Below are 20263 nucleotides of genomic sequence, written 5' to 3'. Positions count from 1 at the left end.
GCTCCGCTACTTGTAGGCACTCCACAAGTGCATACCGGCGTAGCTGCGCCACGGCGCCCAGGCGGCGCCCCGCGTGGCGAGCACCCCCGGCGTGATCGGCAGGCCGAGACGGCCAGCGCCCTGCCGCAGGGCCAGATCGCTCGTCAGCAGGATATCGGGGCAGCCGAGCACCCGCATCGCCACATAGCCGGCGGTCCAGGGCCCGATTCCGGGCCGGGATTGCAACTTTGCCGACAGATCGTCGCGGGTATCGCCGGGGGAGAGCACGAGTTCGCCGGTGCTCAGGGCTTCGGCCGTCTGCACGATCGTGGTCACCCGCGCGGCGGGTCCGCGCAGCACCTCACGCCCGTGGGCGGCGATCGCCGTCGCCGTCGGGAACAGGCGCAGCAGGCCGGTGTCGCCGGGACCGGCGTCGGCTCCGACCAGTTTCTCACCGAGTGCCGCCGATAACCGGGTCAGCGCCGTGCGGGCGGCCGCGACAGACACCTGCTGGCCGATCAGTGCCCGAAACAGGGTCTCGTGCGGGTCGGCGCTGCCGGGAACGCGCATGCCGGGCGTGCGGGCGACGAGCGGAGCGAGCACCGGGTCCTGGGCCAGCGCCCGATCGATGGCGATGGCATCGGCGTCGAGGTCGAGCAGGCGCCGTACGCGACTCACGAGCGGCGCCAGATCGGCCAGGTTGCTGAGCCAGGCCGTGCAGGTCACTCCGGGTGCGCCGCCAGGGCTTCCGGGCGCGATTTCGTTCCCGTCGGCAGTTCCGTTGGCGTTGGCGTTGGCGTTGAGCGTCAGGTCGATGGTCGCCGCTCCGTGCGGCAGCAGCAGGGTGCGGCCGTAGCCGATGACCGGGGCCACGGCATCCGTCATCGTCTCGGGCCTGGCTGCGCGGGTCACGGTCTCTACGCCGGGCAGCGCCCGCAGGGCGAGAAAGCGCAGCAACCCCGCGCCGTCGAAGGGGGCGCGGGCCGGGAGCTGCACGGTAATGCGGGTGCCGCCGGCCCGGGAGTCGAGCATCGCTGCGGGCAGCGGATGCGGCGCGCTCCGGCGCAGCGCCGTCGGGGTGCGCTCGTAGACGGCCGTGATCGTGTCGTTGAACTGGCGCACACTGCCGAAGCCGGCGGCGAACGCCACATCCGTGATCGGCAGCCCGGTGCTCAGCAGCAGCACCCGGGCGGTCTGGGCCCGATTCGCGCGGGCGAGTGCGAGCGGGCCGGCACCGAGCTCGGCGACGAGCACCCGCGTGAGGTGTCGAGGGGTGTAGCCGAGGCGGGCGGCGAGTCCGCCGACACCGTCGCGTTCGACGAGCCCGTCACCGATGAGCCGCATGGCCCGGGCGGCGAGGTCGTCGCGCAGATTCCAGGCGGGCGACCCGGGAACCGCGTCGGGCAGGCATCGTTTGCAGGCGCGCAGCCCTGCCTCGTGGGCGGCCGCGCTCGTGAGGTAGAACGAGACGTTGCACGCCTTCGGGGTCGTCGCCGGGCAGCTGGGGCGGCAGTAGATGCCGGTGGAGTGCACGCCGGTGATGAACTGGCCGTCGAAGCGGGTGTCGCGCGACGACATGGCGCGAAAGCGCTCTGCAAAATCAGGGTCCCCGGCCGGGGCGTTCGTGGCCGGAAGCGTGGGGTTCATGGCCCCAGCCTGACACGTAACACCCCCGGGCGGCAGCGGAAAACGGACATCGCTTTCGGCCTCCGGCACCGTGCCCCGGCTGCCCGGTGCTCGGCCGGGGCGGCGCTCAGTAGGGTGGAACCATGACAGCTTCGTCACCGGCCGCAAGTACCGCCACTACCGCCGGCTCCGCGCTGCGGCGTCTCACCGCCGAGCTGGGCTCGGCGGTGACGGTCGAGCCGGCCGCGCTGGCCGCTGTTCGCTCCGACAAATCGGGCTGGCAGGCCCCTGGCCTGCCGTGTGCCGTCGTGAACGCCCGCAGCGTCGCCGATGTGCAGGCAACGCTGCGCATCGCGACCGAATTTCGGGTACCGGTCGTGACGCGTGGCGCCGGCACGGGGCTGGCCGGTGGCGCCTGCGGCACCGACGGTTCCATTGTGCTCAGCGTCGCCGGCATGGACCGCATTCTCGAAATCAACCCCGACGACGAGCTCGCCGTCGTGGAGCCGGGAGTGATCAACCAGCACCTCAACGATGCGCTCGCCGATTACGGCCTGTGGTTCGCGCCCGACCCGGCGAGCAAGGCGATCTCGACCGTCGGTGGCAATATCGCCACGAACGCGGGCGGCCTGCTGTGCGCAAAGTACGGCGTGACCCGGGAGGCCGTGCTCGGCCTGACCGTGGTCCTGGCCGACGGCAGCCTGCTGCGCACCGGGCACCGCACGGTGAAGGGGGTGACCGGGTACGACCTGACCGCGCTCATCACCGGCTCGGAGGGCACGCTCGGAGTCATCGTCGAGGCCGTTGTGCGGGCGCGGCCGATCAGCTCCGGCGAGACCGTGACCATCGGAGCGGTATTCGCCTCGATCACGGCCGGTGCCGCGGCATCCGCTCTCATCACCCGCGCCCGGCTGCGCCCCGCGGTGATGGAACTGCTCGACCCGGTCGCCCTCGCGCTTATTCGCGACTACCTCGGCGCCGAGGCGACGGCCGATCTGCCCCCTGGCGGCGCGTTCCTGCTGCTGCAGACGGATGGCCCGGCCGCCCGGTTCGAGGCAGAGCAGGCCCTGACGGTGTTGCGTGCGGCCGGCGGGGACGCCCGCCTGGAGTCCGACCCGGTCGCCGCGGATCGTTTGCTCGCGATTCGCCGGGCGATGCATCCGGCCCTGGCCAGCCACGGCACCGTGCTGATTGAGGATATCTGTGTGCCACGCTCGCGCATGGCCGAGATGTTTGCGGTCATCGCCGACATCAGCGCGCGCACCGGACTCTCGATTCCGACCGTGGCCCACGCCGGTGACGGCAATCTGCACCCCAACTTCATGATTCCCGGGCCGTCAACGGCGGCGGATGTCGACGTGGCCGTTCCCGACGAGATCTGGGCGGCCGCCGACGAACTCTTCAGGGCGGCGTTGCGGCTGGGCGGCACCCTCACGGGCGAGCACGGGGTGGGCGTGCTGAAACGTCGGTGGCTCGCCGACGAACTCGGCGAGACCGGCTTCGACCTCCAGCGTCGGCTCAAGGCCGTCTTTGACCCGCTGCAGCTGCTGAATCCGGGCACGATGTTCGCCGGCCCGGCGGATCCGCGCGCCCAGTAACGTGCACCGCGGACGGAAATCCGATTGGATAGGGGGATGACAGATCTCAATGCCAAGCCAGAAATCGACTTCCCGGAGGGCCCCGCGCCCGAACAGCTTGAAATCGTCGACATTGTCGAGGGCGACGGCGCCGAAGCTCTCGCCGGCGCCACCGTCGACGTGCACTACCTCGGCGTCGAGTACGAGTCCGGCGACGAATTCGACTCCTCCTGGAGCCGTGGCCAGACCATCAACTTTCCGCTGCGCTCCCTCATCGCCGGCTGGCAGCAGGGTATTCCCGGCATGAAGGTCGGCGGCCGCCGCAAGCTCGTCGTGCCGCCGCACCTGGCCTACGGTCCCGCCGGCTCGGGGCACCGTCTCTCCGGCCAGACGCTCATCTTCATCATCGACCTGCGCGGCGTCAGCTAGAACCGAACCGCACGCACCGATCACACCGTACGGTCGATCCGTACGTGCTTGATGCGTGATGCATGGCCGCGAACGATGTCCACGTCCCGTTTCGCCACGCCGAAGTGCTTGGCGAGAATCTTGACGAGGGCATCGTTGGCGGCGCCCTCGACGGCGCGCTGCTGCAGAAAAACGGTCACCGAATCATCCGCGTCGTCGTCAGTGACCACCAGCGGGCCTTTGCGGCTACCCGGTTTGACGTGCACCGTGAGATTGAGCGTGATGCTCACCCGACTTTCAGATTCGGAGCTGGACGGATCGCGGATGGATATTTCACCCGCGCTCTGGATACCACGCTAGCGCGCGCAGATAATGTTCCATGATCACTATCGAGATTGCCCGAGCTCTGCGTAAGGCCGGACTGGAGTGGCACCCGGCCTCGGGGGACGCCTTCCGCATCGAACGCCCCGACCTCGACAGTGATGTGTTCCACGTCAGCGAGATGACCATCGAACCGCACCAATTCGACACCGGCACGATTCTCGGCTTCAACGGCACGACGGAGTGGGCGCTCGACTCCCTCGCCCTTGAAGACGCCCTCTGGCTGCCCCGCGAAGATCAGCTGCGCGGTCTGCTCGGCGACGCATTCCAGGTGCTGCAGCGGGTTCCCGATGCGGGGTATCGGGTCGACCTGGAGGCGGAGGGTCTCATGACCGACTTTGATGCCTCGAGCGTGGCGGATGCCTACGGGAGGGCACTCCTGTGGCTCCTGCGCCTGCGGGCCGGTACCGTCGCCGAGGGCAGCGCCTGAGCGGGGAGAACCAGTTGAGCGGGTTGAGCCTAGGAGTGAAGCGGCTCAGGGCCGAGGTGAAAGCGTCGACCGGTGAGTTCTGTCGGCTTGATCTCGACGTAGATGTGCTTAATCGTGGGAATCAGCGGGCGCAACGGCAGCATGTCGGCCGTGTCGATGTCTGACTGGCGCTCAAGGATTGACGCGGTTCCCTTCACGACAACGCTCCACGCCTCGTCGCGGCCCACCCCGTCCGTTTCGAAGGCAACGCGGTTGTTGACCGTCAGCTCGACGAGCTTGGTGCCGGGGGACGTACGGAACAGCAGGCGCCGGTCGGCGGCAATGAAGTTCACCGGGTAGATTTCCGGATAGCCGCCGACACTGACGGCGAGCCGTCCGAGGCTGCTGGAGAGAAGCGCCTCCCAGCACTCGTCCTGCGTCAGGGAGTGAATCTGGGCTTCGTCCTCGTGACCCGTGCCATCGATGTTCATGGGTTCATCGTTGCACGTCGCGCCATGTACGGCGTAGAGAAACCCCCCAACGTGGGGTATAATTGTCCTTTGCCCATTGGACGTGCAGCCATTTATGCTGGCCGATTCGGGTCTGTTGCGCTCCCGCTCTACCAGAAAGTTGCGTCATGAGCGTTCTTCCCGACGCGTCGCCGCCGGTCGGTTCCGACCGACCCGCCGCGCCCCGTAAACGGTTCGCCGTTCCCGCTCCGCGGGTCTTCTATCCGGCGCTCGGCATCATCCTCGCCGTGGTGGTCATCGCCATCGCCTTCCCGGTTCGCACCGGCAGTGTGCTCGCCCTGCTGCAGGGCTGGGTCGTGGCCGGTCTCGGCCCGTACTACGTCATCATTGTCGCGGCCTTCGTCGTCTTCGCAATCTGGATGGGCCTCAGCCGCTTCGGCGACATCAAGCTCGGTAAAGACGATGACGAGCCCGAGTTCGGCATCATGAGCTGGTTCGCCATGCTCTTCGCCGCCGGCATGGGCATCGGCCTCGTCTTCTGGGGTGCCTCAGAGCCCCTCACCTTCTTCACGAACCCCAAGCCGGGCGTCGACGGAGACAGCGCAGAGCTCGCTTCCGCGGCCATGTCGCAGACCTTCCTGCACTGGGGCTTCCACGCCTGGGCCATTTACGCCGTCGTCGGCCTCTCACTCGCGTACTCGATCCACCGCAAGGGCCGTCCGGTGTCGATTCGCTGGGCGCTGGAGCCGCTGCTCGGAACCCGCCGGGTGAAGGGGCGCCTCGGCGATGCGATCGACGTGATTGCCATCGTCGGTACGCTCTTCGGTGTTGCCACCTCGCTCGGCCTCGGTGTGCAGCAGATCGCCGCCGGCCTCAGCTACCTCGGTGTCGTCGGCGACGTCACGAACACGCTTCTCGTGATCCTGATCGTGGTCATCACCATCATCGCGACGGCCTCGGTCGTCAGTGGTGTCGGCAAGGGCATCAAGTGGCTCTCCAACATCAACCTGAGCATGGCCGGGCTGTTGCTCCTCGCCGTGCTGCTGCTCGGCCCGACGATGTACCTGCTGCGCCTTCTGGTGCAGTCCATCGGCGGCTACTTTCAGGATGTTGTCGGTCTCACCTTCGCCACGAGTGCGTACACCGGCCAGGCCGGTCTCGACTGGCAGGGCGGCTGGACCGTCTTCTACTGGGGCTGGTGGATCTCGTGGGCCCCGTTCGTTGGCGTGTTCATCGCCCGCATCTCGCGCGGCCGTACCGTTCGTCAGTTCATCGCCGGAGTGCTTCTCGTTCCGACCTTCGTGACCTTCGTCTGGTTCGCCGTGATGGGCGGCAGCGCCATCCGTCAGGCCTGGGAGGGTGACGGTGGCGGTCTCTTCGACCCCGAAGCCGGCATTGTTCCCGAGAACGTGCTGTTCAACCTGCTGGGCAGCCTGCCGTTCGGCGTTGTCCTTTCGGTTCTCGCGGTGATCGTCATCGCGATCTTCTTCATCACCTCCGCGGACTCCGGTTCTCTCGTGATCGACATGCTCGCCTCCGGCGGCGACACCAACCCGCCCAAGTGGAGCCGCATCATGTGGGCCAGCCTCGGCGGGCTCGTCGCGATCGCTCTGCTGCTCGCCGGCGGACTGGGCGCGCTGCAGACCGGTGCCATCCTCACGTCCATTCCGGTGAGCATCGTGATGATCGGTATGTGTATCGCTACATATAAGGCGCTCAGTGCCGAACACCAGGTTCTCGTGCGTGCAGAACGTCGTGCACGCAAGGATGAACTTTCCCGCCGCATCGGTGAGAAGGTCACGGAGCACCTCGAGGAGAACTTCGACGAGCACTTCGGCGACCAGGTGGATGACCGCATCAGTGCGGCGCTGTCCGATCCGTCCCTGGCGGACGATTCGAAGAAGCGCTGGCGCCTCGGGCGCAAGCAGCCCCCGCAGGTCTAAACCGGCCAGTGGTCGCAGCAAGCGGATGATCTGGGCCGAGTCGCACCCGCGACTCGGCCCTTTCCGGTGCCGGTAAGGGCGCGGCACCGGGCAGGCAACGCGTGTACTTGTTAGGCAAGTATTCGGCGTAAGCTTTTTGGAGACATTATGTCGGAAGCGAGGCGGATTCATGGCGGCCAAAACCCGTGCACGAACGGCTGAAGTGCAGACATTCCCGGGCGATACGCCCGCGGATGTTCTGCGAGGGTACTACCGGAGCATGTCGCTCATTCGCAACTTTGAGTTGCGATCGAGCGAGATGTACGCGCGAGCGAAGATCGGGGGCTATTGCCACCTGAACCTCGGAGAGGAAGCGACCGTGGTCGGCCTGATGGCCGCCATCAACAAGGGCGACTACCTCTTCACGGGCTATCGCGATCACGGCTACGCGCTCATGCGCGATCTGGAACCCGGACGCGTCATGGCCGAACTGTTCGGCAAGACGACCGGCGTCTCTGGCGGCCGCGGTGGATCCATGCACATGTTCGACAGTGAAGCGCGCCTCTTTGGCGGCTACGGCATCGTCGGCGGTCAGATCCCCCCGGCGACCGGCGTTGCCCTGGCCATCAAGGCCAAGCAGCAGGCCGGTGCCGAGTCCGACGCGGTCATGTGCCTGCTCGGGGACGGCACGACCAACATCGGTGCCTTCCACGAATCGCTCAACCTGGCCGGTCTGTGGAATCTGCCGATCGTCTACGTGATCGTGAACAACCGCCTCGGCATGGGAACCACCGTCGAAGCCGCCTCGGCCGAACCCGACCTGTACAAGCGCGGTGCGTCGTACCGTATCCCCGGCATCCGGGTCGACGGCGACGACGTGCTTGCCGTGCGTGACGCCGCCGAGACCGCACTCGCGCGCGCTCGCACCGAGCGCCAGCCGGTGCTGCTGGAGCTCATGTGCTACCGCCTGCGTGGTCATTCGGTCGTCGACCCGGCGCGCTACCGCTCCGCGGAAGAGACCACGATCGCCCAGAAGTCCGACCCGGTTCCGGTGTTCCGAGCCCAGCTGATCGCGGCCGGCATTCTTGACGATGCCGCGGCCGACGCCATCGACGCCGAAATCGACGCGATCGTCGACGCCTCCGTCGAGTTTGGTGACGCGAGTCCCGACCCTGACCCTGCCGACCTCTTCGCATACGTGTATGCGACTCCCGTGGCCAACGCGCCATCCGCTCTGCCCGGCGACCCCGTTATGGAAGCACTATGAGTATCGAAGCCGCGCCGGTCACCGACCCGCCCGCCACCCGCGTGATCACCTACCGTCAGGCCCTCAACGAGACGCTGCGCGCCGAACTGCTGCACGATGACAACGTGTTCCTGATCGGTGAGGAGATCGGAGTCTTCGAAGGGTCCTACAAGATCACCGCCGGCCTGCTCACCGAGTTCGGCCCGGATCGCGTCGTCGACGCCCCGATCGCCGAAGAGGGCTTCGTGGGTGCCGCACTCGGCGCCGCGATGATCGGCATGCGCCCGGTCGTCGAGATCATGACGATCAACTTCAGCCTCATCGCGATCGACCAGATCGTGAACCACGCCGCCAAGATGCGTTCCATGTTCGGCGGCCAGGTGTCCGTTCCCATGGTCATTCGGATGCCGGGCGGCGGCGGCCAGCAGCTCGCCGCGACGCACTCGCAGAACCTCGAGGTGTGGTTCGCCCACATCCCCGGGCTCAAGGTGCTCGCCCCCTCGACCCCGGCCGACGCTAAGGCGCTGCTCACCGCGGCGATCCGTGACGACGACCCGGTCATCTTCATCGAAAACCTCTCCCTGTACAGTTCCAAGGGCGAGGTCCCCGACGGGGAGCAGATTGCAGAGATCGGCAAGGCCGCCGTGGTCAAGGAGGGCACCGATCTCACGATCGTGAGCTACTCCCGCGGCACCACGACCGCCCTCGAGGTCGCGCACAAGCTCGAAGCCGAAGGGCTCTCGATCGAGGTCGTCGACCTGCGCAGCCTGCGCCCGCTCGACCGCGAGACGATCTGCGCCTCGGTGCGCAAGACCGGCCACGCGGTCGTGTTCGAAGATGACTGGCTCAGCTACGGAATCGGCGCCGAAATTTCGGCCACGATCGGTGAGGGCGTCTTCGACTTCCTCGACGCACCCGTGCGCCGCGTCGCTGCCGCCGAGGTTCCCCTTCCCTACGCCAAGACCCTCGAGCTCGCCGCGCTGCCCCACGCCGCCGAACTCGCCAAGGTCGTGCGTGAGGTACTCAACATCGCACCTGTCAACAGTGCACCGCTCGAGAAGTAGGACAGCCCATGCCTGAAGTGATCATGCCCCGCCTCTCCGACACCATGGAAGAGGGCGAACTCAGCCGCTGGATGAAGAAGGTCGGCGACCAGATCCACAAGGGCGACGTGCTCGCCGAGATCGAGACCGACAAGGCCACCATGGACCTGGAGGCCTTTGACGACGGAATCCTCGAGCAGCTGCTCGTGCCGGCCGGCGCCCTCGTGCCGATCGGCCAGGCCGTCGCGGTCATCGGCGATGGCACCCACATCGTCGAAACGGATGCCCCGGCCGCCCCGGCAGCAGAAGCCCCCGCCGCGGCGACTCCCGCAGCACAGGCTCCCGCCGCTCCTGCCGCACCGACGACGGCGGCAGCTCCGGCAGCCGCTCCTGCTGCTGCCCCCGCCGCCCCCGCAACTGCGGCCGCCCCCGTCGCGCCGAAGGACCTCCGCACCTCGCCGCTGGCCCGCAAGATCGCCAAGGAGCACAACATCGACATCGCGACGCTGACGGGAACCGGTCCGCAGGGCCGCATCGCCCGCGCCGACGTCGAGGCCCGCATCAGCGAGCTGGAGGCCGGGCTGGCTGCCCCGGCTGCCGTACCCGCGGCATCCGTCACGCCGGCGGCCGCACCCGCAGCGGCCGCGACGGTGACTCCCGGCGCCGGCGACGAGGTGGTGGCGATCAGCAAGATCCGCAAGGTCACCGCGCGTCGCCTCACCGAGAGCCAGGCCGTTCCGCACTTCTTCCTCACCAGCGTGGTCGATGTGGAGCGTCTCGTGGCCTTCCGCGCCGAGGTCAACGCCTCGCTCGCGGCCCTCGGCCAGAAGGTCAGCATCAACGACCTCTTCGTGCGGGCCGCGGCCGTCACGCTGCGCCAGCACCCCGAGGTGAACGCCTCCTGGGGCGGTGACGCGATCCTGCGTCACCCGCACGTCAACGTCGGCATCGCCGTCGCCACCGACGACGGGCTGCTCGTACCCGTCATCCGCGACACCGACACGAAGTCGCTCGCCACGATCGCCGGCGAGAGCGTGGCTCTGGCCGGCAAGGCCCGCACCGGATCGCTCGGCCTGAACGACATGACCGGCGGAACCTTCTCGATCAGCAACCTCGGCATGTTCGGCATCGACCAGTTCACGGCCGTGTTGAATCCGCCGGAGGCCGCGATCCTGGCCATCGGAGCGGCAACCGACGTGCCCGTCGTGCGTGACGGCGTACTCGTGGCCGTGCCCAAGGTCAAGATCACCCTGACCGTTGACCACCGCGTGCTCGACGGTGCCGTGGCCGCGGGGTTCCTGCGCGACCTGACGAAGCTGCTCGAAGAGCCGCTGCGCATCGTCATCTAGCCCCGCACCACCCGCACCACCCGTGATCCCGCGAGAGCGGGTGAATCGTCGAGTTGGCACCGCCAGACCGACGATTCACCCGCTCTCGCGGCCAGTTAAGCCGCGGACGGTTGAGCCGCCGCCGGTTGAGCCGCGGCGAGTTGAGCCGCGGCCGAGGCGAAGCGACGGTTACATGCGGCCGTTGGCGGCCTGTACGCGGTCGATCAGGTCCCGCCAGGGGCCGTTGACCTCGGGTTCGGCGAGTACCACCTCGTGGGGGGCGCATCGAATGCGGTACAGGTACCGGTCGGGCAGGGGCTCGCTGTCGGTGACGTCATTCCACGGCAACGATCCGAGAAAATCGGCCCAGTTGAGCGCGTCGACCTGTTCGTCGACGCGCACTTCCCAGGTGAGACGGATGCCGGCGGTTCCACCACTGCGGGAGACGATCACTTTCATGCAGCGATGTTACCCCCCGCAGCGCTGTCTACCCCAACCCGGTTCCACGAAGACTGCACCGCTGTCCATTCGGCGCTGCCGGTACCGTACCGTGCCGCGGCGCTCGTCAGGGTGGCCCGGGCAAAGCCGGCGAAGTCCGTGTGACGGTGCAGGAGGCCTCCGGTCAGCGTGTCGAACCAGATCCGGCCGGCGCGCTCCCAGGCGTTACCGCCGAGCGCTGTCGCGGTCAGGTAGAACGCTCGGTTCGGGATTCCCGAGTTGAGGTGCACACCACCGTTGTCGTCCTCGGTGTCGACGAAGCCCGACATATGGTCGGGCTGCGGATCTGTGCCCAGCACATCGTCGTTGTATGCGCTGCCGGGAGCGCGCAGCGAGCGCAGTGCGAGGCCCTGAACCTGGTCGGTGAAGAGGCCCTCGCCGATCAGCCAGCTCGCATCGACAGCGGACTGCCCGCGGGCATGCTGCTCCACGAGGCAGCCGAAGACGTCTGAGAGGGACTCGTTGAGCGCCCCGGACTGGGCCTCGTAGGCGAGACCGGCCGTGAACTCGGTGATGCCATGGGTGAGTTCGTGCGCGATCACCGAGAGCGACACCGTGAAGCGGGTGAAGACCTGGCCATCGCCGTCGCCAAACACCATGCGCTCCCCGTCCCAGAAGGCGTTGTCGTACTCGTGGCCGTAGTGCACGGTCGCATCGAGGGGCAGGCCGGAGCCGTCGATCGAGTCCCGGCCGAACACGGTCCAGAACAGTGCCTGCGTCTGGCCGAGCCCGTCGTAGGCTTCGTTCACCGCGACATCCGTCAGCTCGGGCGTGCCCTCGGTGCGCACGCGGCGGCCGGGCAGGCGGGTCAGGGCGCCGGCGTCGTAGATGCTGCGGTCGACGCTGCCGGCCAGGCGGCCGGCGGCCACGTGCACCGGCGGTCTGGCCGTCGTGCTCAGCAGGGCGCGATGCTCGCGCACGGGCTGGTCGCGCAGCAGCGAGGTTCGGGCAGCCTCGGCGGCGACCGCGAACCGGGGATCGTCAACCTGCGCGAGTCTCAGCAGCAGGTACGGCGGCACGATCCCGCAGCGGTGGTGCGCGGGTGCCGCGGTGGGGGAGCGTCTGCCTGTCATGGGCCCGATTCTGACAGCACCCACCGGCATCACGCCAGCGCAGGCCGTGGATCGGGTGCGGATGTCGGTCACCGGCTCGTAGACTCGCCTCATGCGCTGTGGAATCGTCATCCTGCCCCAGGACTCGTGGCAGAACGCCCGGGCCGGCTGGCGGCTCGCCGAAGAATACGGATTCGCCCACGCCTGGACCTACGACCACCTGTCCTGGCGCTCCCTCGCCGACGAACCGTGGCACGCGACCGTGCCGACCCTCACGGCGGCCGCCGCGGTCACCCAGCACATTCGGCTCGGCACCTTCGTCGCCTCGCCCAATTTTCGGCATCCGGTGCCTTTTGCCAAGGAGATCGCCTCGATCGACGATGTCGCCCGTGGCCGGTTTCTGCTCGGCGTCGGCTCCGGCGGCACCGGATTCGACGCGACGGTACTCGGTCAACCCGCCTACACGCCCGCTGAACGGCACGCCCGCTTCGCGGAATTCGTGAGCGGCCTCAACGCCCTGTTGCGCTTCGAGCAGCCGGGCTCCGGCGGCATCAGCTTCACCGGTGACTGGTTCACGGCCGTCAACGCCCGCATGGTCGGCGAACCGATGCAGTCACCGCGAGTGCCCTTCGTCATCGCCGCGAACGGGCCGAAAGGCCTGCGGCTGGTCAGTAAATTCGGTCAGGGCTGGGTGACCACAGGGCGAGACGGCGTCAGCGGCGACGACTGGTGGACGAGCGTGCACGACCTGCTGCGACGCCTCGAAGACGTGGCCGGTGCCGACGGGCGCGGTCTCGCGAGCATCGACCGCTACCTGTCGCTCGACAGCGGCGGCGCCTATTCGCTGCAGAGCGTTGCGGCCTTCGAAGACGCCGTCGGCCGGGCGGCGGAACTCGGATTCACCGACGTGATCAGCCACTGGCCGCGCGAGAACGGCATCTACGCCGGCGACGAAGACGTGCTCGACGAGGTCGCTGCCCGCTTCGTCACGCCGAACCGCAGCCGGGTCTACGGGCTGGCCGAGCCCTTCACGCCCAACTGAACGCGCGAACGACGACAGGGCCGGCCCGCGACGGATGCCGCGGGCCGGGCCTGCCGCCGATGTCGCGACCGGCGTTGGCTGGCTACTTCTTGCCCAGCACGTACCCGTTCGGGTCGAGTACGTACTTCGTCGCCGCGCCGGCATCGAACTCGGCGTAGCCGCGCGGGGCATCCTCGATCGGAATCGCCTTGGCATTCACTGCCTGCGCGATCTGTACCTTGTCGTTGAGGATCGCCATCATGAGCTTGCGGTTGTAGCGCATGACGGGGCACTGGCCCGTCGTGAACGACAGTGACTTGGCCCAGCCGAGACCGAGCCGCAGCGACAGTGAGCCTTCCTGCGCGGCCTTGTCCTTCGCGCCGGGGTCACCCGTCACGTACAGGCCGGGGATTCCCATGGCCCCACCGGCCGCGGTGATCGACATCAGCGAGTTCAGGACCGCGGCGGGTTGTTCCGTGCCGGAGTTCTTGCCGTGACCGTGCGCCTCGAAGCCCACGGCGTCGACGGCAGCGTCGACCTCCGGCACACCGAGAATCTGCTCGATCTGATCCTGTGGCTCGCCGCGGGTGAGGTTCACGGTCTGGCAGCCGAAACTGCGGGCCTGGGCGAGGCGGTCCTCGTTGAGGTCACCGACGATGACGACGGCCGCTCCCAGCAACTGAGCGGATGCCGCTGCCGCGAGGCCGACCGGCCCGGCTCCGGCAACGTATACCGTCGAGCCCACGCCGACTCCGGCCGACACCGCGCCGTGAAAACCGGTCGGGAAGATGTCGGAGAGCATGGTGAGGTCCATGATCTTCTCGAGGGCCTGGTCGCGGTCGGGAAATTTCAGCAGGTTCCAGTCGGCGTAGGGCACGAGCACGAACTGGGACTGGCCGCCGACCCAGCCGCCCATGTCGACGTAGCCGTAGGCGCTGCCGGGGCGGTCGGGGTTGACGTTGAGGCAGATTCCGGTCTTGCCTTCCTTACAGTTTCGACAGCGACCGCACGAAATGTTGAACGGCACCGAGACGATGTCGCCGACCGCGATGAATTCCACATCGCGGCCGACCTCGACCACTTCACCGGTGATCTCGTGACCCAGCACCAGATCCTTGGGCGCGGTGGTGCGGCCGCGAACCATGTGCTGGTCGGATCCGCAGATGTTGGTCGTCACGGTCTTCAGGATGACTCCGTGCGGCACCTTGCGGCCGATGTTGGCCGGGTTGACACCCGGACCGTCCTTCAGTTCAAAGCTCGGGTAGTCGATCTCGATGACCTCGACCTTGCCCGGACCCTTGTAAGCAACTGCAATGTTTCCTGTCATTTTGTATCCTCCTAGATACATCGTTGGCGCAGGACATCGTGTGACACACGACTGTGCGCGCAGGTGCGCGCGAGAGGTGGTGGGAGGGATACGTTCATTTGACCCCCGACCCTCGATCTTGACAAGGGACTCACAGCAGGTGTCTAGGCTGGGGTGATGCGAGCAAAAGAACCCACGCCCCCGCGGGCGCCGCGCACGACCCTCACCGACAATCTGGGCTGGCTGGGCCTGCGCAGCGGGCAGATCCTGCTCGTCATCGCGCTCGCCGCCGTGCTCATCTATGGCATGGTGCAGCTCAAACTGGTCGTCATTCCGGTGCTGCTCGCGATTATTCTCGCGGCGGCGCTGAGCCCGATCGTCTCCTTTCTGAGGCGCAGGGGGCTGGCCGCGATCCTCGCGACCTGGATCACGCTGCTGGCCGTCATCGGCATCCTGGGCGGCATCATCACCCTCATCGTCTTCGCCGTTCAGGACCAGTTCGACGAACTCGCCGTCGCGGCCACCGATGGTATCGATGAGCTCATCGCCTTCGTCACCCAGGGCCCGATCCCGATCAACGAGGAGCAGATCAACGGCGCGCGGGACGCCGTCGTCGATTTCGTCACAAGCAGCCAGTTCGGTACCGGGGCACTCGCCGGCGCCACGGCGGTCATCGAGGTCCTCACCTCCGCGGTGCTGCTGATCGTGATCCTGTTCTTCTTCCTCAAGGACGGCGACAAGATCTGGGAGTTCTTCCTGAAGCCCTTCGGCGGTGAGCGCCTCGCTCGTGGTCGTCGCATCGGAAAGACATCGATCGGAGTGCTCGGCGGCTACGTGCGCGGCACGGCGATCATCGCCTTCGTCGACGCGCTCTTCATCGGCATCGGGCTGACCATCCTGCAGGTGCCGCTCGCGTTGCCGCTGGCCGTCATCGTCTTTCTGGGTGCTTTCATCCCGCTCATCGGTGCGACCCTCGCCGGCGTGCTTGCGGCCCTCGTGGCCCTCGTGGCGAGCGGCCCGGTGATCGCCCTCATCGTGATCATCATCGTCGTGGCCGTCAATCAGTTGGAAGGCAACCTGCTGCAGCCGGTCGTGATGGCGCAATCGCTCAACCTGCATCCGCTCGTCATTCTGGTCGCCCTCACCGGCGGCACGATCGTCGGCGGCATCGTCGGCGCCGTGGTGGCCGTGCCGATCGCAGCCGTCGTCTGGGCGATCGCGAAGGTCTGGAACCGCGAAGAAGTTGCCCTGGTCGCCCGGCCGCCGCGTCGCTCACGCAAGAAATAGGTCGTCGGCGACGGCGACGGATGCGCCGCGCGGCGCCGTAGGCATTGTCGAGTAGGTGCATTGAGCCTACGATGTTCGGCAACTGCGCAAGGAGGCTGGACGTGCCGGTATCCACCCTGAAAGAAGTCGTCGATCGTGCCTTCGCCGAGCGCTACGGCGTACCGGCCATCAACATCGTCAATGACCTGACCATGGAGGCGGTTTTGGCCGGTGCCGTCGAGGCCCGGTCGCCGGTCATCGTGCAGACCTCGGTGAAGACCGTGAAATCCCTCGGCTCGAACGTGCTCGCCAGCATGTGGGCCTCGATGACGGCGGGTATCGAGGTTCCCGTCGTGCTGCACCTCGACCACTGTCCGGACCGCGCCGTGATCACCGAGTGCCTGGACCGAGGCTGGAACTCGGTACTCTTTGACGCCTCGGTGCTTCCGGTCGAAGAGAACCAGCGCCAGACCATCGAGGTCGTGCGGGAGGCCCGCGCCCATGGCGCCCACGTGGAGGGCGAGATCGAGGCGATCACCGGTGTGGAGGACGGCATCGGATCCGACACCGCGTCCGCTCGGCAGGACCTCGAGGTGGCGCTGCGTTTCATCGAGGAGACCGGCGTGGATGTTTTCGCTCCCGCCATCGGCAATGCTCACGGCGTCTACACGCACGAGCCGGTGCTTGACTTTCAGCGAGTCAGTGACATCGTCGGCGAACACCCGATCCCGATCGCGCTGCACGGCGGCAGCGGCATGACCCAGGCCCAGTTCTCCGATCTGATTCGCCGTGGGTGCGCCAAGGTCAACATCTCGACGGCGCTGAAGATCACCTTCATGAAATCGAGCCTGAGCTTTCTCACCGAAGCCCAGGCCCGCGACAAGTGGGATCCGCCGGCGCTCTTCGCTCACGTGCACCACGATGTCGCCGCTCTGACCAGGGATCTTGCCGTGCAGTTCGGCAGCGCGGGAAAGGCCTGACCGTGCCCACGCTCATCTTCGACTGCGACGGGGTGCTCGCCGACACCGAGCGGTACGGCCACCTGCCCGCCTTCAACCAGACCTTCGCCGAGTTCTTCGTGCCCGTGCGCTGGAGCGATGCGGACTACGCCCAGAAACTGCTGATCGGCGGCGGCAAGGAGCGGATGCTCAGCATCCTCACCCCCGAGCTCTGCCATCGGCTCGGGCTCGATCCGATGAGCCCGCATTTCACGGCCGCCCGGGCGGCGATGATTGCCCGCTGGCACCAACGCAAGACCCAGATCTACACCGAGCGGGTGATCGCGGGGGATCTCCCCGCGCGGCCGGGGGTTTTTCGTCTCGCCAGTGAGGCCGCGGCGGCGGGGTGGCGGTTGGCCGTCGCGTCGACCTCGGCCGCGGCATCCGTTCGCGCCGTGCTCGAGCACACCGTGGGACCGGACCTCGCCGCACGATTCACGATCTTCGCCGGCGACATCGTGGCCGCCAAGAAGCCGGCACCCGACATCTACCGCTACGCGCTTGACGCGCTCGGCACGGACAACGGCGGGCTGAATCCGGACAGTGTCGTCGTGGTCGAAGACAGCGCGAACGGACTGCGGGCCGCGCTCGGAGCCGGCCTCCGCACCCTCGTGACGGTGAGCGGCTACACCGTCGACGACAACTTTGCGGGGGCCGCGCTCGTCGTGTCATCGCTCGGTGAACCCGACGTTCTCGAGACCATCACGCTCGCGGATCCCTTCCGACTGCGCCCCGGAGCCATCGTCGACCTCGGGGTGCTCGAGTCGATTCTGACGCGCACTCCGAGCGCCGACCCGCTGCTCGACCATGCCAGTGAGGTGGAGATCTGATGATCAGCTCGAGTGTGTCGATCACGGCGTTCGTGGTGCACAGCATCGCGCAGACCGCGGTCGACAAGGAACGCGAGTTCGGTGATCTGGATGCCGTCGTCGGTGACGGTGACTTCGGGTTCTCTCTCGCGCGCGGTTTCGAGATCGTGCTGCAGGAGTGGGACGCCCTCGATCGTTCCACCCCGTCGGTGTTTTTGCAGAAGGTGGCCCTCGTGATCGCGGGCCGTATCGGCGGAACCTCCGGGCCCATCTGGGGAACCGCCTTTCTGCGCGCGGCGGCCGCCGTGAAAGACAAGGAACAACTCACCGGCGCCGATGTCGTCGCCATGCTTCGGGCCGCGATCGAGGGAATCAAGATGCGGGGCAAGGCCGATCTCGGCGACAAGACCCTGCTCGACGCTCTGGTTCCGGCGACCGATGCCCTCGAGGCCGAACTGATCGCGGGAACGGATGCGCAGCGAGCGCTGGAACGAGCGGCCGTCGTGGCGCGGGCCAGCGCCGACGCGACGACCTCGATGCAGGCGCGGCGCGGTCGGGCCAGCTACACCGGCGAACGCAGCATCGGTTCGCCCGACCCCGGAGCGGTCGCGGTCGCGGTGATCCTCGAACGACTGGCCGCGGAGTGGTCGTTGAGCTGAGCTGAGCTGTGTGCGTGCAACGGATCCCGGGCCACCCGGTTCGGGGAAATCAGAGATCTGGTGAACCCGGAAACGGTGGAAGAGAGCGATGAAGAAGTTTGTGAACGACCCGAAGCAGTACGTGCCCGAGATGCTGAAGGGCATCGCCCTGGCCAACCCGGACAAGCTGCGCTACGTACCGGAGTACAACCTGATCATGCGGGCCGACGGCCCCAACCCGAACAAGGTCTCCATCATTCAGGGTTCCGGATCGGGGCACGAACCGGCCCACGTCATGACGGTCGGGCGGGGCATGCTGGATGCGGCGTGCCCGGGTGATGTCTTCGCGGCGCCGCCCATGGACTACGTCTACGAGACCACGAAGCTCATGGCATCGCCGAAGGGGGTGCTGTTGCTCGTGAACAACTACACCGGCGACCGGATGGCCTTCGAGATGGCGCAGGAAATGAGCGCCGCGGAGGGCATCAACGTGAAGACGCTGTTCATCGACGATGACGTGGCCGTGCAGGACTCGACGTACACGGTCGGTCGCCGGGGCGTGGCCGGCAACTTCTTCGTGATGAAGGCCGTCGGGGCCGCGTCTGAAGCCGGGGCCGACCTCGACGAGCTGATTCGGATCGGTGAAAAGGTCGACAGTGTGACGCGCACGATGGGTATCGCGCTGACCTCGTGCACGCCGCCGGCGAAGGGCTCGCCGCTGTTCGAGATCGGCGACGACGAGATCGAGGTCGGGGTCGGCATCCACGGGGAACCGGGCCGGCGCCGGGCCAAGTTGACGACGGCCGACGAGATGACCGACGAACTGCTCGACGCGGTGGTGGGCGATCTGCCGTACCGGGCCGGCGACCGCGTGGCGCTGATGATCAATGGGCTCGGCGGCACCCCGATCAGCGAGCTGTACATTCTGTACGGGCGGGCACACGAACAGCTGCGGCAGCGCGGCATCGAGGTGGGCCGCAGCTATGTCGGGGAGTACTGCACCTCGCTCGATATGGCCGGTGCGAGCCTGACCCTGGTCAAGCTCGACGACGAAATTGAGCGCCTGCTCGAGGCTCCCGCCGAGATCGCCGCCCGCGTCTTCTAGCCGCTGCGTCCCCGCGCTTCCGCGCCACGTGCAGGGCTGGTTAGGGGTGCACGATGATTTTCACCGCGGTGTCGTTGTGGTTGATGAGGGTGTCGAAGCCCTCGGTGATGAGATCGTCGAGCGCGATGCGGCCGGTGATGAAGGGCGCGAGGTCGACGAGGCCCTGCTGCACGAGCTTGATCGTGGCCGGGTGGTCGCGCACGTAGGCGATCGTGCCGCGCAGGTCGACCTCCTTGAGCACGAGCTTCTGCATGTCGAGGCTCGCGGGCTTGCCCCAGATCGACACGTTGACGATGACGCCGGCGGGGCGCACGGCGTCGAACAGGGTGTCGAGCACCACTTGGACGCTCGAACACTCGAAGCAGACGTCGGCGCCGGCACCGTCGGTGAGCTCGCGAACGCGGGTGGCGACATCCCCTTCGCGCGGATCCAGCACGTAGTCGGCGACGCCGGTGGAGAGCGCCTTGGCCTTGCGGGCCTCGCTCAGCTCGGAGATGATCACAGTCACGCCCTTGGCCTTCAGTACCGCGGCGACGAGCAGGCCGATGGGGCCAGCGCCGCCGATCAGGGCGACGTCTCCGGCCTTCGCACCGCTGCGCACGAAGGCATGGTGAGCCACCGAGAGAGGTTCGATCAGGGCGGCCTGGTCGAGCGGGATCTCGCCGACCGGGTGCACCCAGCGCTGGTCGACGACGACCTTCTCACTCAGGCCGCCACCGCCGCCGGCGAGGCCGATGAAGCCCATCTTGACGCAGAGGTGGTAGTTGCCGGCCAGACACGGGGCGCATTCACCGCAGACGAAGTAGGGTTCGACGACGACGTTCTCGCCCACGGTCAAGCCGGTAACGCCCTCGCCGAGCGCGGTGATCGTGCCGGAGAATTCGTGCCCGAGCGTGACGGGTTCTTCTTCGTGTGAGAGCGGATGCGGGTGGCCGGCCGCCGGAATGAAGATCGGCCCGTCGAGGTACTCGTGCAGGTCGGTGCCGCAGATGCCGCACCAGGCGACGTCGATGGCCACGGCGCCCGCTCGCAGCTCGGGAACGGCAATGGTTTCGATGCGAATGTCGTGGGGACCGTGAAAACGTGCGGCCTTCATGAGTGATGCCATGGTGCGCTCCTTGGCCGAAACGTGTTGCAACTGTCGTGCCCGAATGACACAGAGTGCGTACGTCTCGGCGTGC

At 67.4% G+C, this 20263-nt stretch carries 20 protein-coding genes; 13 read left to right on the top strand and 7 right to left on the bottom strand.

Annotation, left to right across the window (positions count from 1 at the left end):
- Positions 1–6 precede the first annotated feature (6 nt).
- On the bottom strand, positions 7–1626 hold the full coding sequence (locus E3T55_RS12285; protein WP_134519856.1) for a DNA-3-methyladenine glycosylase 2 family protein: 1620 nt from the start codon (positions 1624–1626) through the stop codon (positions 7–9).
- Between the two features lie 122 nt (positions 1627–1748).
- Here E3T55_RS12285 and E3T55_RS12280 point away from each other — a divergent pair, with 122 nt between their 5' ends.
- Positions 1749–3203, top strand: coding sequence for an FAD-binding oxidoreductase (locus E3T55_RS12280; RefSeq protein ID WP_134519855.1), 1455 nt, complete (start codon positions 1749–1751; stop codon positions 3201–3203).
- 36 nt (positions 3204–3239) lie between these two features.
- Positions 3240–3611 (top strand): FKBP-type peptidyl-prolyl cis-trans isomerase, encoded by a 372-nt coding sequence (locus E3T55_RS12275; protein ID WP_134519854.1) that lies wholly within the window; start codon positions 3240–3242, stop codon positions 3609–3611.
- A 20-nt stretch (positions 3612–3631) separates the two neighbouring features.
- On the opposite strand, the gene E3T55_RS12270 is transcribed toward E3T55_RS12275, so the two are convergent.
- Positions 3632–3880: a DUF167 domain-containing protein gene (locus E3T55_RS12270; RefSeq protein ID WP_134519853.1), complete on the bottom strand. Its 249-nt coding sequence runs from the start codon at positions 3878–3880 to the stop codon at positions 3632–3634.
- An 89-nt stretch (positions 3881–3969) separates the two neighbouring features.
- On the opposite strand from E3T55_RS12270, the gene E3T55_RS12265 reads away from it, so the two are divergent.
- On the top strand, positions 3970–4401 hold the full coding sequence (locus tag E3T55_RS12265) for a hypothetical protein (RefSeq protein WP_134519852.1): 432 nt from the start codon (positions 3970–3972) through the stop codon (positions 4399–4401).
- Positions 4402–4430: 29 nt separating this feature from the next.
- On the opposite strand, the gene E3T55_RS12260 is transcribed toward E3T55_RS12265, so the two are convergent.
- Positions 4431–4871 (bottom strand): pyridoxamine 5'-phosphate oxidase family protein, encoded by a 441-nt coding sequence (locus tag E3T55_RS12260; protein WP_134519851.1) that lies wholly within the window; start codon positions 4869–4871, stop codon positions 4431–4433.
- A 146-nt stretch (positions 4872–5017) separates the two neighbouring features.
- Here E3T55_RS12260 and E3T55_RS12255 point away from each other — a divergent pair, with 146 nt between their 5' ends.
- The 4 genes from E3T55_RS12255 to E3T55_RS12240 all read left to right on the top strand — a co-directional run bounded on the left by E3T55_RS12255 (position 5018) and on the right by E3T55_RS12240 (position 10410).
- Positions 5018–6793: a BCCT family transporter gene (locus E3T55_RS12255; RefSeq protein WP_134519850.1), complete on the top strand. Its 1776-nt coding sequence runs from the start codon at positions 5018–5020 to the stop codon at positions 6791–6793.
- Between the two features lie 169 nt (positions 6794–6962).
- A complete protein-coding gene (pdhA, locus tag E3T55_RS12250) occupies positions 6963–8039 on the top strand; it encodes a pyruvate dehydrogenase (acetyl-transferring) E1 component subunit alpha (protein ID WP_134519849.1) in 1077 nt (358 codons plus the stop codon).
- A complete protein-coding gene (locus tag E3T55_RS12245; protein ID WP_134519848.1) occupies positions 8036–9082 on the top strand; it encodes an alpha-ketoacid dehydrogenase subunit beta in 1047 nt (348 codons plus the stop codon). The genes pdhA and E3T55_RS12245 overlap by 4 nt, the downstream gene beginning before the upstream one ends.
- Positions 9083–9090: 8 nt before the next feature.
- Positions 9091–10410, top strand: coding sequence for a dihydrolipoamide acetyltransferase family protein (locus E3T55_RS12240; protein ID WP_134519847.1), 1320 nt, complete (start codon positions 9091–9093; stop codon positions 10408–10410).
- Positions 10411–10578: 168 nt separating this feature from the next.
- Here the strand turns inward: E3T55_RS12240 and E3T55_RS12235 are convergent, their stop codons facing one another.
- Together E3T55_RS12235 and E3T55_RS12230 are read right to left on the bottom strand one after the other, a co-directional pair.
- Complete coding sequence (locus E3T55_RS12235) at positions 10579–10848, bottom strand: protealysin inhibitor emfourin (protein WP_134519846.1); 270 nt, start codon at positions 10846–10848, stop codon at positions 10579–10581.
- On the bottom strand, positions 10845–11960 hold the full coding sequence (locus E3T55_RS12230; protein WP_134519845.1) for a M4 family metallopeptidase: 1116 nt from the start codon (positions 11958–11960) through the stop codon (positions 10845–10847). The genes E3T55_RS12235 and E3T55_RS12230 overlap by 4 nt, the downstream gene beginning before the upstream one ends.
- Before the next feature lie 91 nt (positions 11961–12051).
- Between E3T55_RS12230 and E3T55_RS12225 the strand changes: the two genes are divergently transcribed.
- A complete protein-coding gene (locus E3T55_RS12225; protein ID WP_134519844.1) occupies positions 12052–12981 on the top strand; it encodes an LLM class flavin-dependent oxidoreductase in 930 nt (309 codons plus the stop codon).
- A gap of 82 nt (positions 12982–13063) precedes the next feature.
- On the opposite strand, the gene fdhA is transcribed toward E3T55_RS12225, so the two are convergent.
- Positions 13064–14287 carry a formaldehyde dehydrogenase, glutathione-independent gene (gene fdhA / locus E3T55_RS12220; RefSeq protein WP_134519843.1) on the bottom strand — a complete coding sequence of 408 codons (1224 nt, stop codon included), beginning with the start codon at positions 14285–14287 and terminating at the stop codon, positions 13064–13066.
- A gap of 156 nt (positions 14288–14443) precedes the next feature.
- Here fdhA and E3T55_RS12215 point away from each other — a divergent pair, with 156 nt between their 5' ends.
- The 5 genes from E3T55_RS12215 to dhaK all read left to right on the top strand — a co-directional run bounded on the left by E3T55_RS12215 (position 14444) and on the right by dhaK (position 19082).
- On the top strand, positions 14444–15553 hold the full coding sequence (locus E3T55_RS12215) for an AI-2E family transporter (protein ID WP_134519842.1): 1110 nt from the start codon (positions 14444–14446) through the stop codon (positions 15551–15553).
- 101 nt (positions 15554–15654) lie between these two features.
- Positions 15655–16512: a class II fructose-bisphosphate aldolase gene (locus E3T55_RS12210; RefSeq protein WP_134519841.1), complete on the top strand. Its 858-nt coding sequence runs from the start codon at positions 15655–15657 to the stop codon at positions 16510–16512.
- 2 nt (positions 16513–16514) lie between these two features.
- On the top strand, positions 16515–17360 hold the full coding sequence (locus tag E3T55_RS12205) for an HAD-IA family hydrolase (protein ID WP_134519840.1): 846 nt from the start codon (positions 16515–16517) through the stop codon (positions 17358–17360).
- Positions 17360–17998, top strand: coding sequence for a dihydroxyacetone kinase subunit DhaL (gene dhaL / locus E3T55_RS12200; RefSeq protein WP_134519839.1), 639 nt, complete (start codon positions 17360–17362; stop codon positions 17996–17998). The genes E3T55_RS12205 and dhaL overlap by 1 nt, the downstream gene beginning before the upstream one ends.
- Before the next feature lie 88 nt (positions 17999–18086).
- Positions 18087–19082: a dihydroxyacetone kinase subunit DhaK gene (gene dhaK, locus E3T55_RS12195; RefSeq protein WP_134519838.1), complete on the top strand. Its 996-nt coding sequence runs from the start codon at positions 18087–18089 to the stop codon at positions 19080–19082.
- A gap of 40 nt (positions 19083–19122) precedes the next feature.
- Here the strand turns inward: dhaK and E3T55_RS12190 are convergent, their stop codons facing one another.
- On the bottom strand, positions 19123–20178 hold the full coding sequence (locus E3T55_RS12190; RefSeq protein ID WP_134520038.1) for a 2,3-butanediol dehydrogenase: 1056 nt from the start codon (positions 20176–20178) through the stop codon (positions 19123–19125).
- Positions 20179–20263 lie beyond the last annotated feature (85 nt).

It is taken from the genome of Cryobacterium frigoriphilum (assembly GCF_004403305.1).
Taxonomy (GTDB): Bacteria; Actinomycetota; Actinomycetes; order Actinomycetales; family Microbacteriaceae; genus Cryobacterium; species Cryobacterium frigoriphilum.
The sequence above is the reverse complement of the archived record's forward strand: the minus strand, read 5'-3'. Positions and strand labels throughout refer to the sequence as shown.

What these genes read in the sequence shown, in the direction of transcription:
- E3T55_RS12190 (WP_134520038.1), bottom strand. Translation starts at nt 20,178, where the DNA reads ATGAAGGCCGCACGTTTTCACGGTCCCCACGACATTCGCATCGAAACC.
- E3T55_RS12230 (WP_134519845.1), bottom strand. Translation starts at nt 11,960, where the DNA reads ATGACAGGCAGACGCTCCCCCACCGCGGCACCCGCGCACCACCGCTGC.
- E3T55_RS12240 (WP_134519847.1), top strand. Translation starts at nt 9,091, where the DNA reads ATGCCTGAAGTGATCATGCCCCGCCTCTCCGACACCATGGAAGAGGGC.
- fdhA (WP_134519843.1), bottom strand. Translation starts at nt 14,287, where the DNA reads ATGACAGGAAACATTGCAGTTGCTTACAAGGGTCCGGGCAAGGTCGAG.
- E3T55_RS12255 (WP_134519850.1), top strand. Translation starts at nt 5,018, where the DNA reads ATGAGCGTTCTTCCCGACGCGTCGCCGCCGGTCGGTTCCGACCGACCC.
- E3T55_RS12260 (WP_134519851.1), bottom strand. Translation starts at nt 4,871, where the DNA reads ATGAACATCGATGGCACGGGTCACGAGGACGAAGCCCAGATTCACTCC.
- E3T55_RS12225 (WP_134519844.1), top strand. Translation starts at nt 12,052, where the DNA reads ATGCGCTGTGGAATCGTCATCCTGCCCCAGGACTCGTGGCAGAACGCC.
- E3T55_RS12245 (WP_134519848.1), top strand. Translation starts at nt 8,036, where the DNA reads ATGAGTATCGAAGCCGCGCCGGTCACCGACCCGCCCGCCACCCGCGTG.
- E3T55_RS12235 (WP_134519846.1), bottom strand. Translation starts at nt 10,848, where the DNA reads ATGAAAGTGATCGTCTCCCGCAGTGGTGGAACCGCCGGCATCCGTCTC.
- dhaL (WP_134519839.1), top strand. Translation starts at nt 17,360, where the DNA reads ATGATCAGCTCGAGTGTGTCGATCACGGCGTTCGTGGTGCACAGCATC.
- dhaK (WP_134519838.1), top strand. Translation starts at nt 18,087, where the DNA reads ATGAAGAAGTTTGTGAACGACCCGAAGCAGTACGTGCCCGAGATGCTG.
- E3T55_RS12275 (WP_134519854.1), top strand. Translation starts at nt 3,240, where the DNA reads ATGACAGATCTCAATGCCAAGCCAGAAATCGACTTCCCGGAGGGCCCC.
- E3T55_RS12265 (WP_134519852.1), top strand. Translation starts at nt 3,970, where the DNA reads ATGATCACTATCGAGATTGCCCGAGCTCTGCGTAAGGCCGGACTGGAG.
- E3T55_RS12280 (WP_134519855.1), top strand. Translation starts at nt 1,749, where the DNA reads ATGACAGCTTCGTCACCGGCCGCAAGTACCGCCACTACCGCCGGCTCC.
- E3T55_RS12215 (WP_134519842.1), top strand. Translation starts at nt 14,444, where the DNA reads ATGCGAGCAAAAGAACCCACGCCCCCGCGGGCGCCGCGCACGACCCTC.
- pdhA (WP_134519849.1), top strand. Translation starts at nt 6,963, where the DNA reads ATGGCGGCCAAAACCCGTGCACGAACGGCTGAAGTGCAGACATTCCCG.
- E3T55_RS12285 (WP_134519856.1), bottom strand. Translation starts at nt 1,626, where the DNA reads ATGAACCCCACGCTTCCGGCCACGAACGCCCCGGCCGGGGACCCTGAT.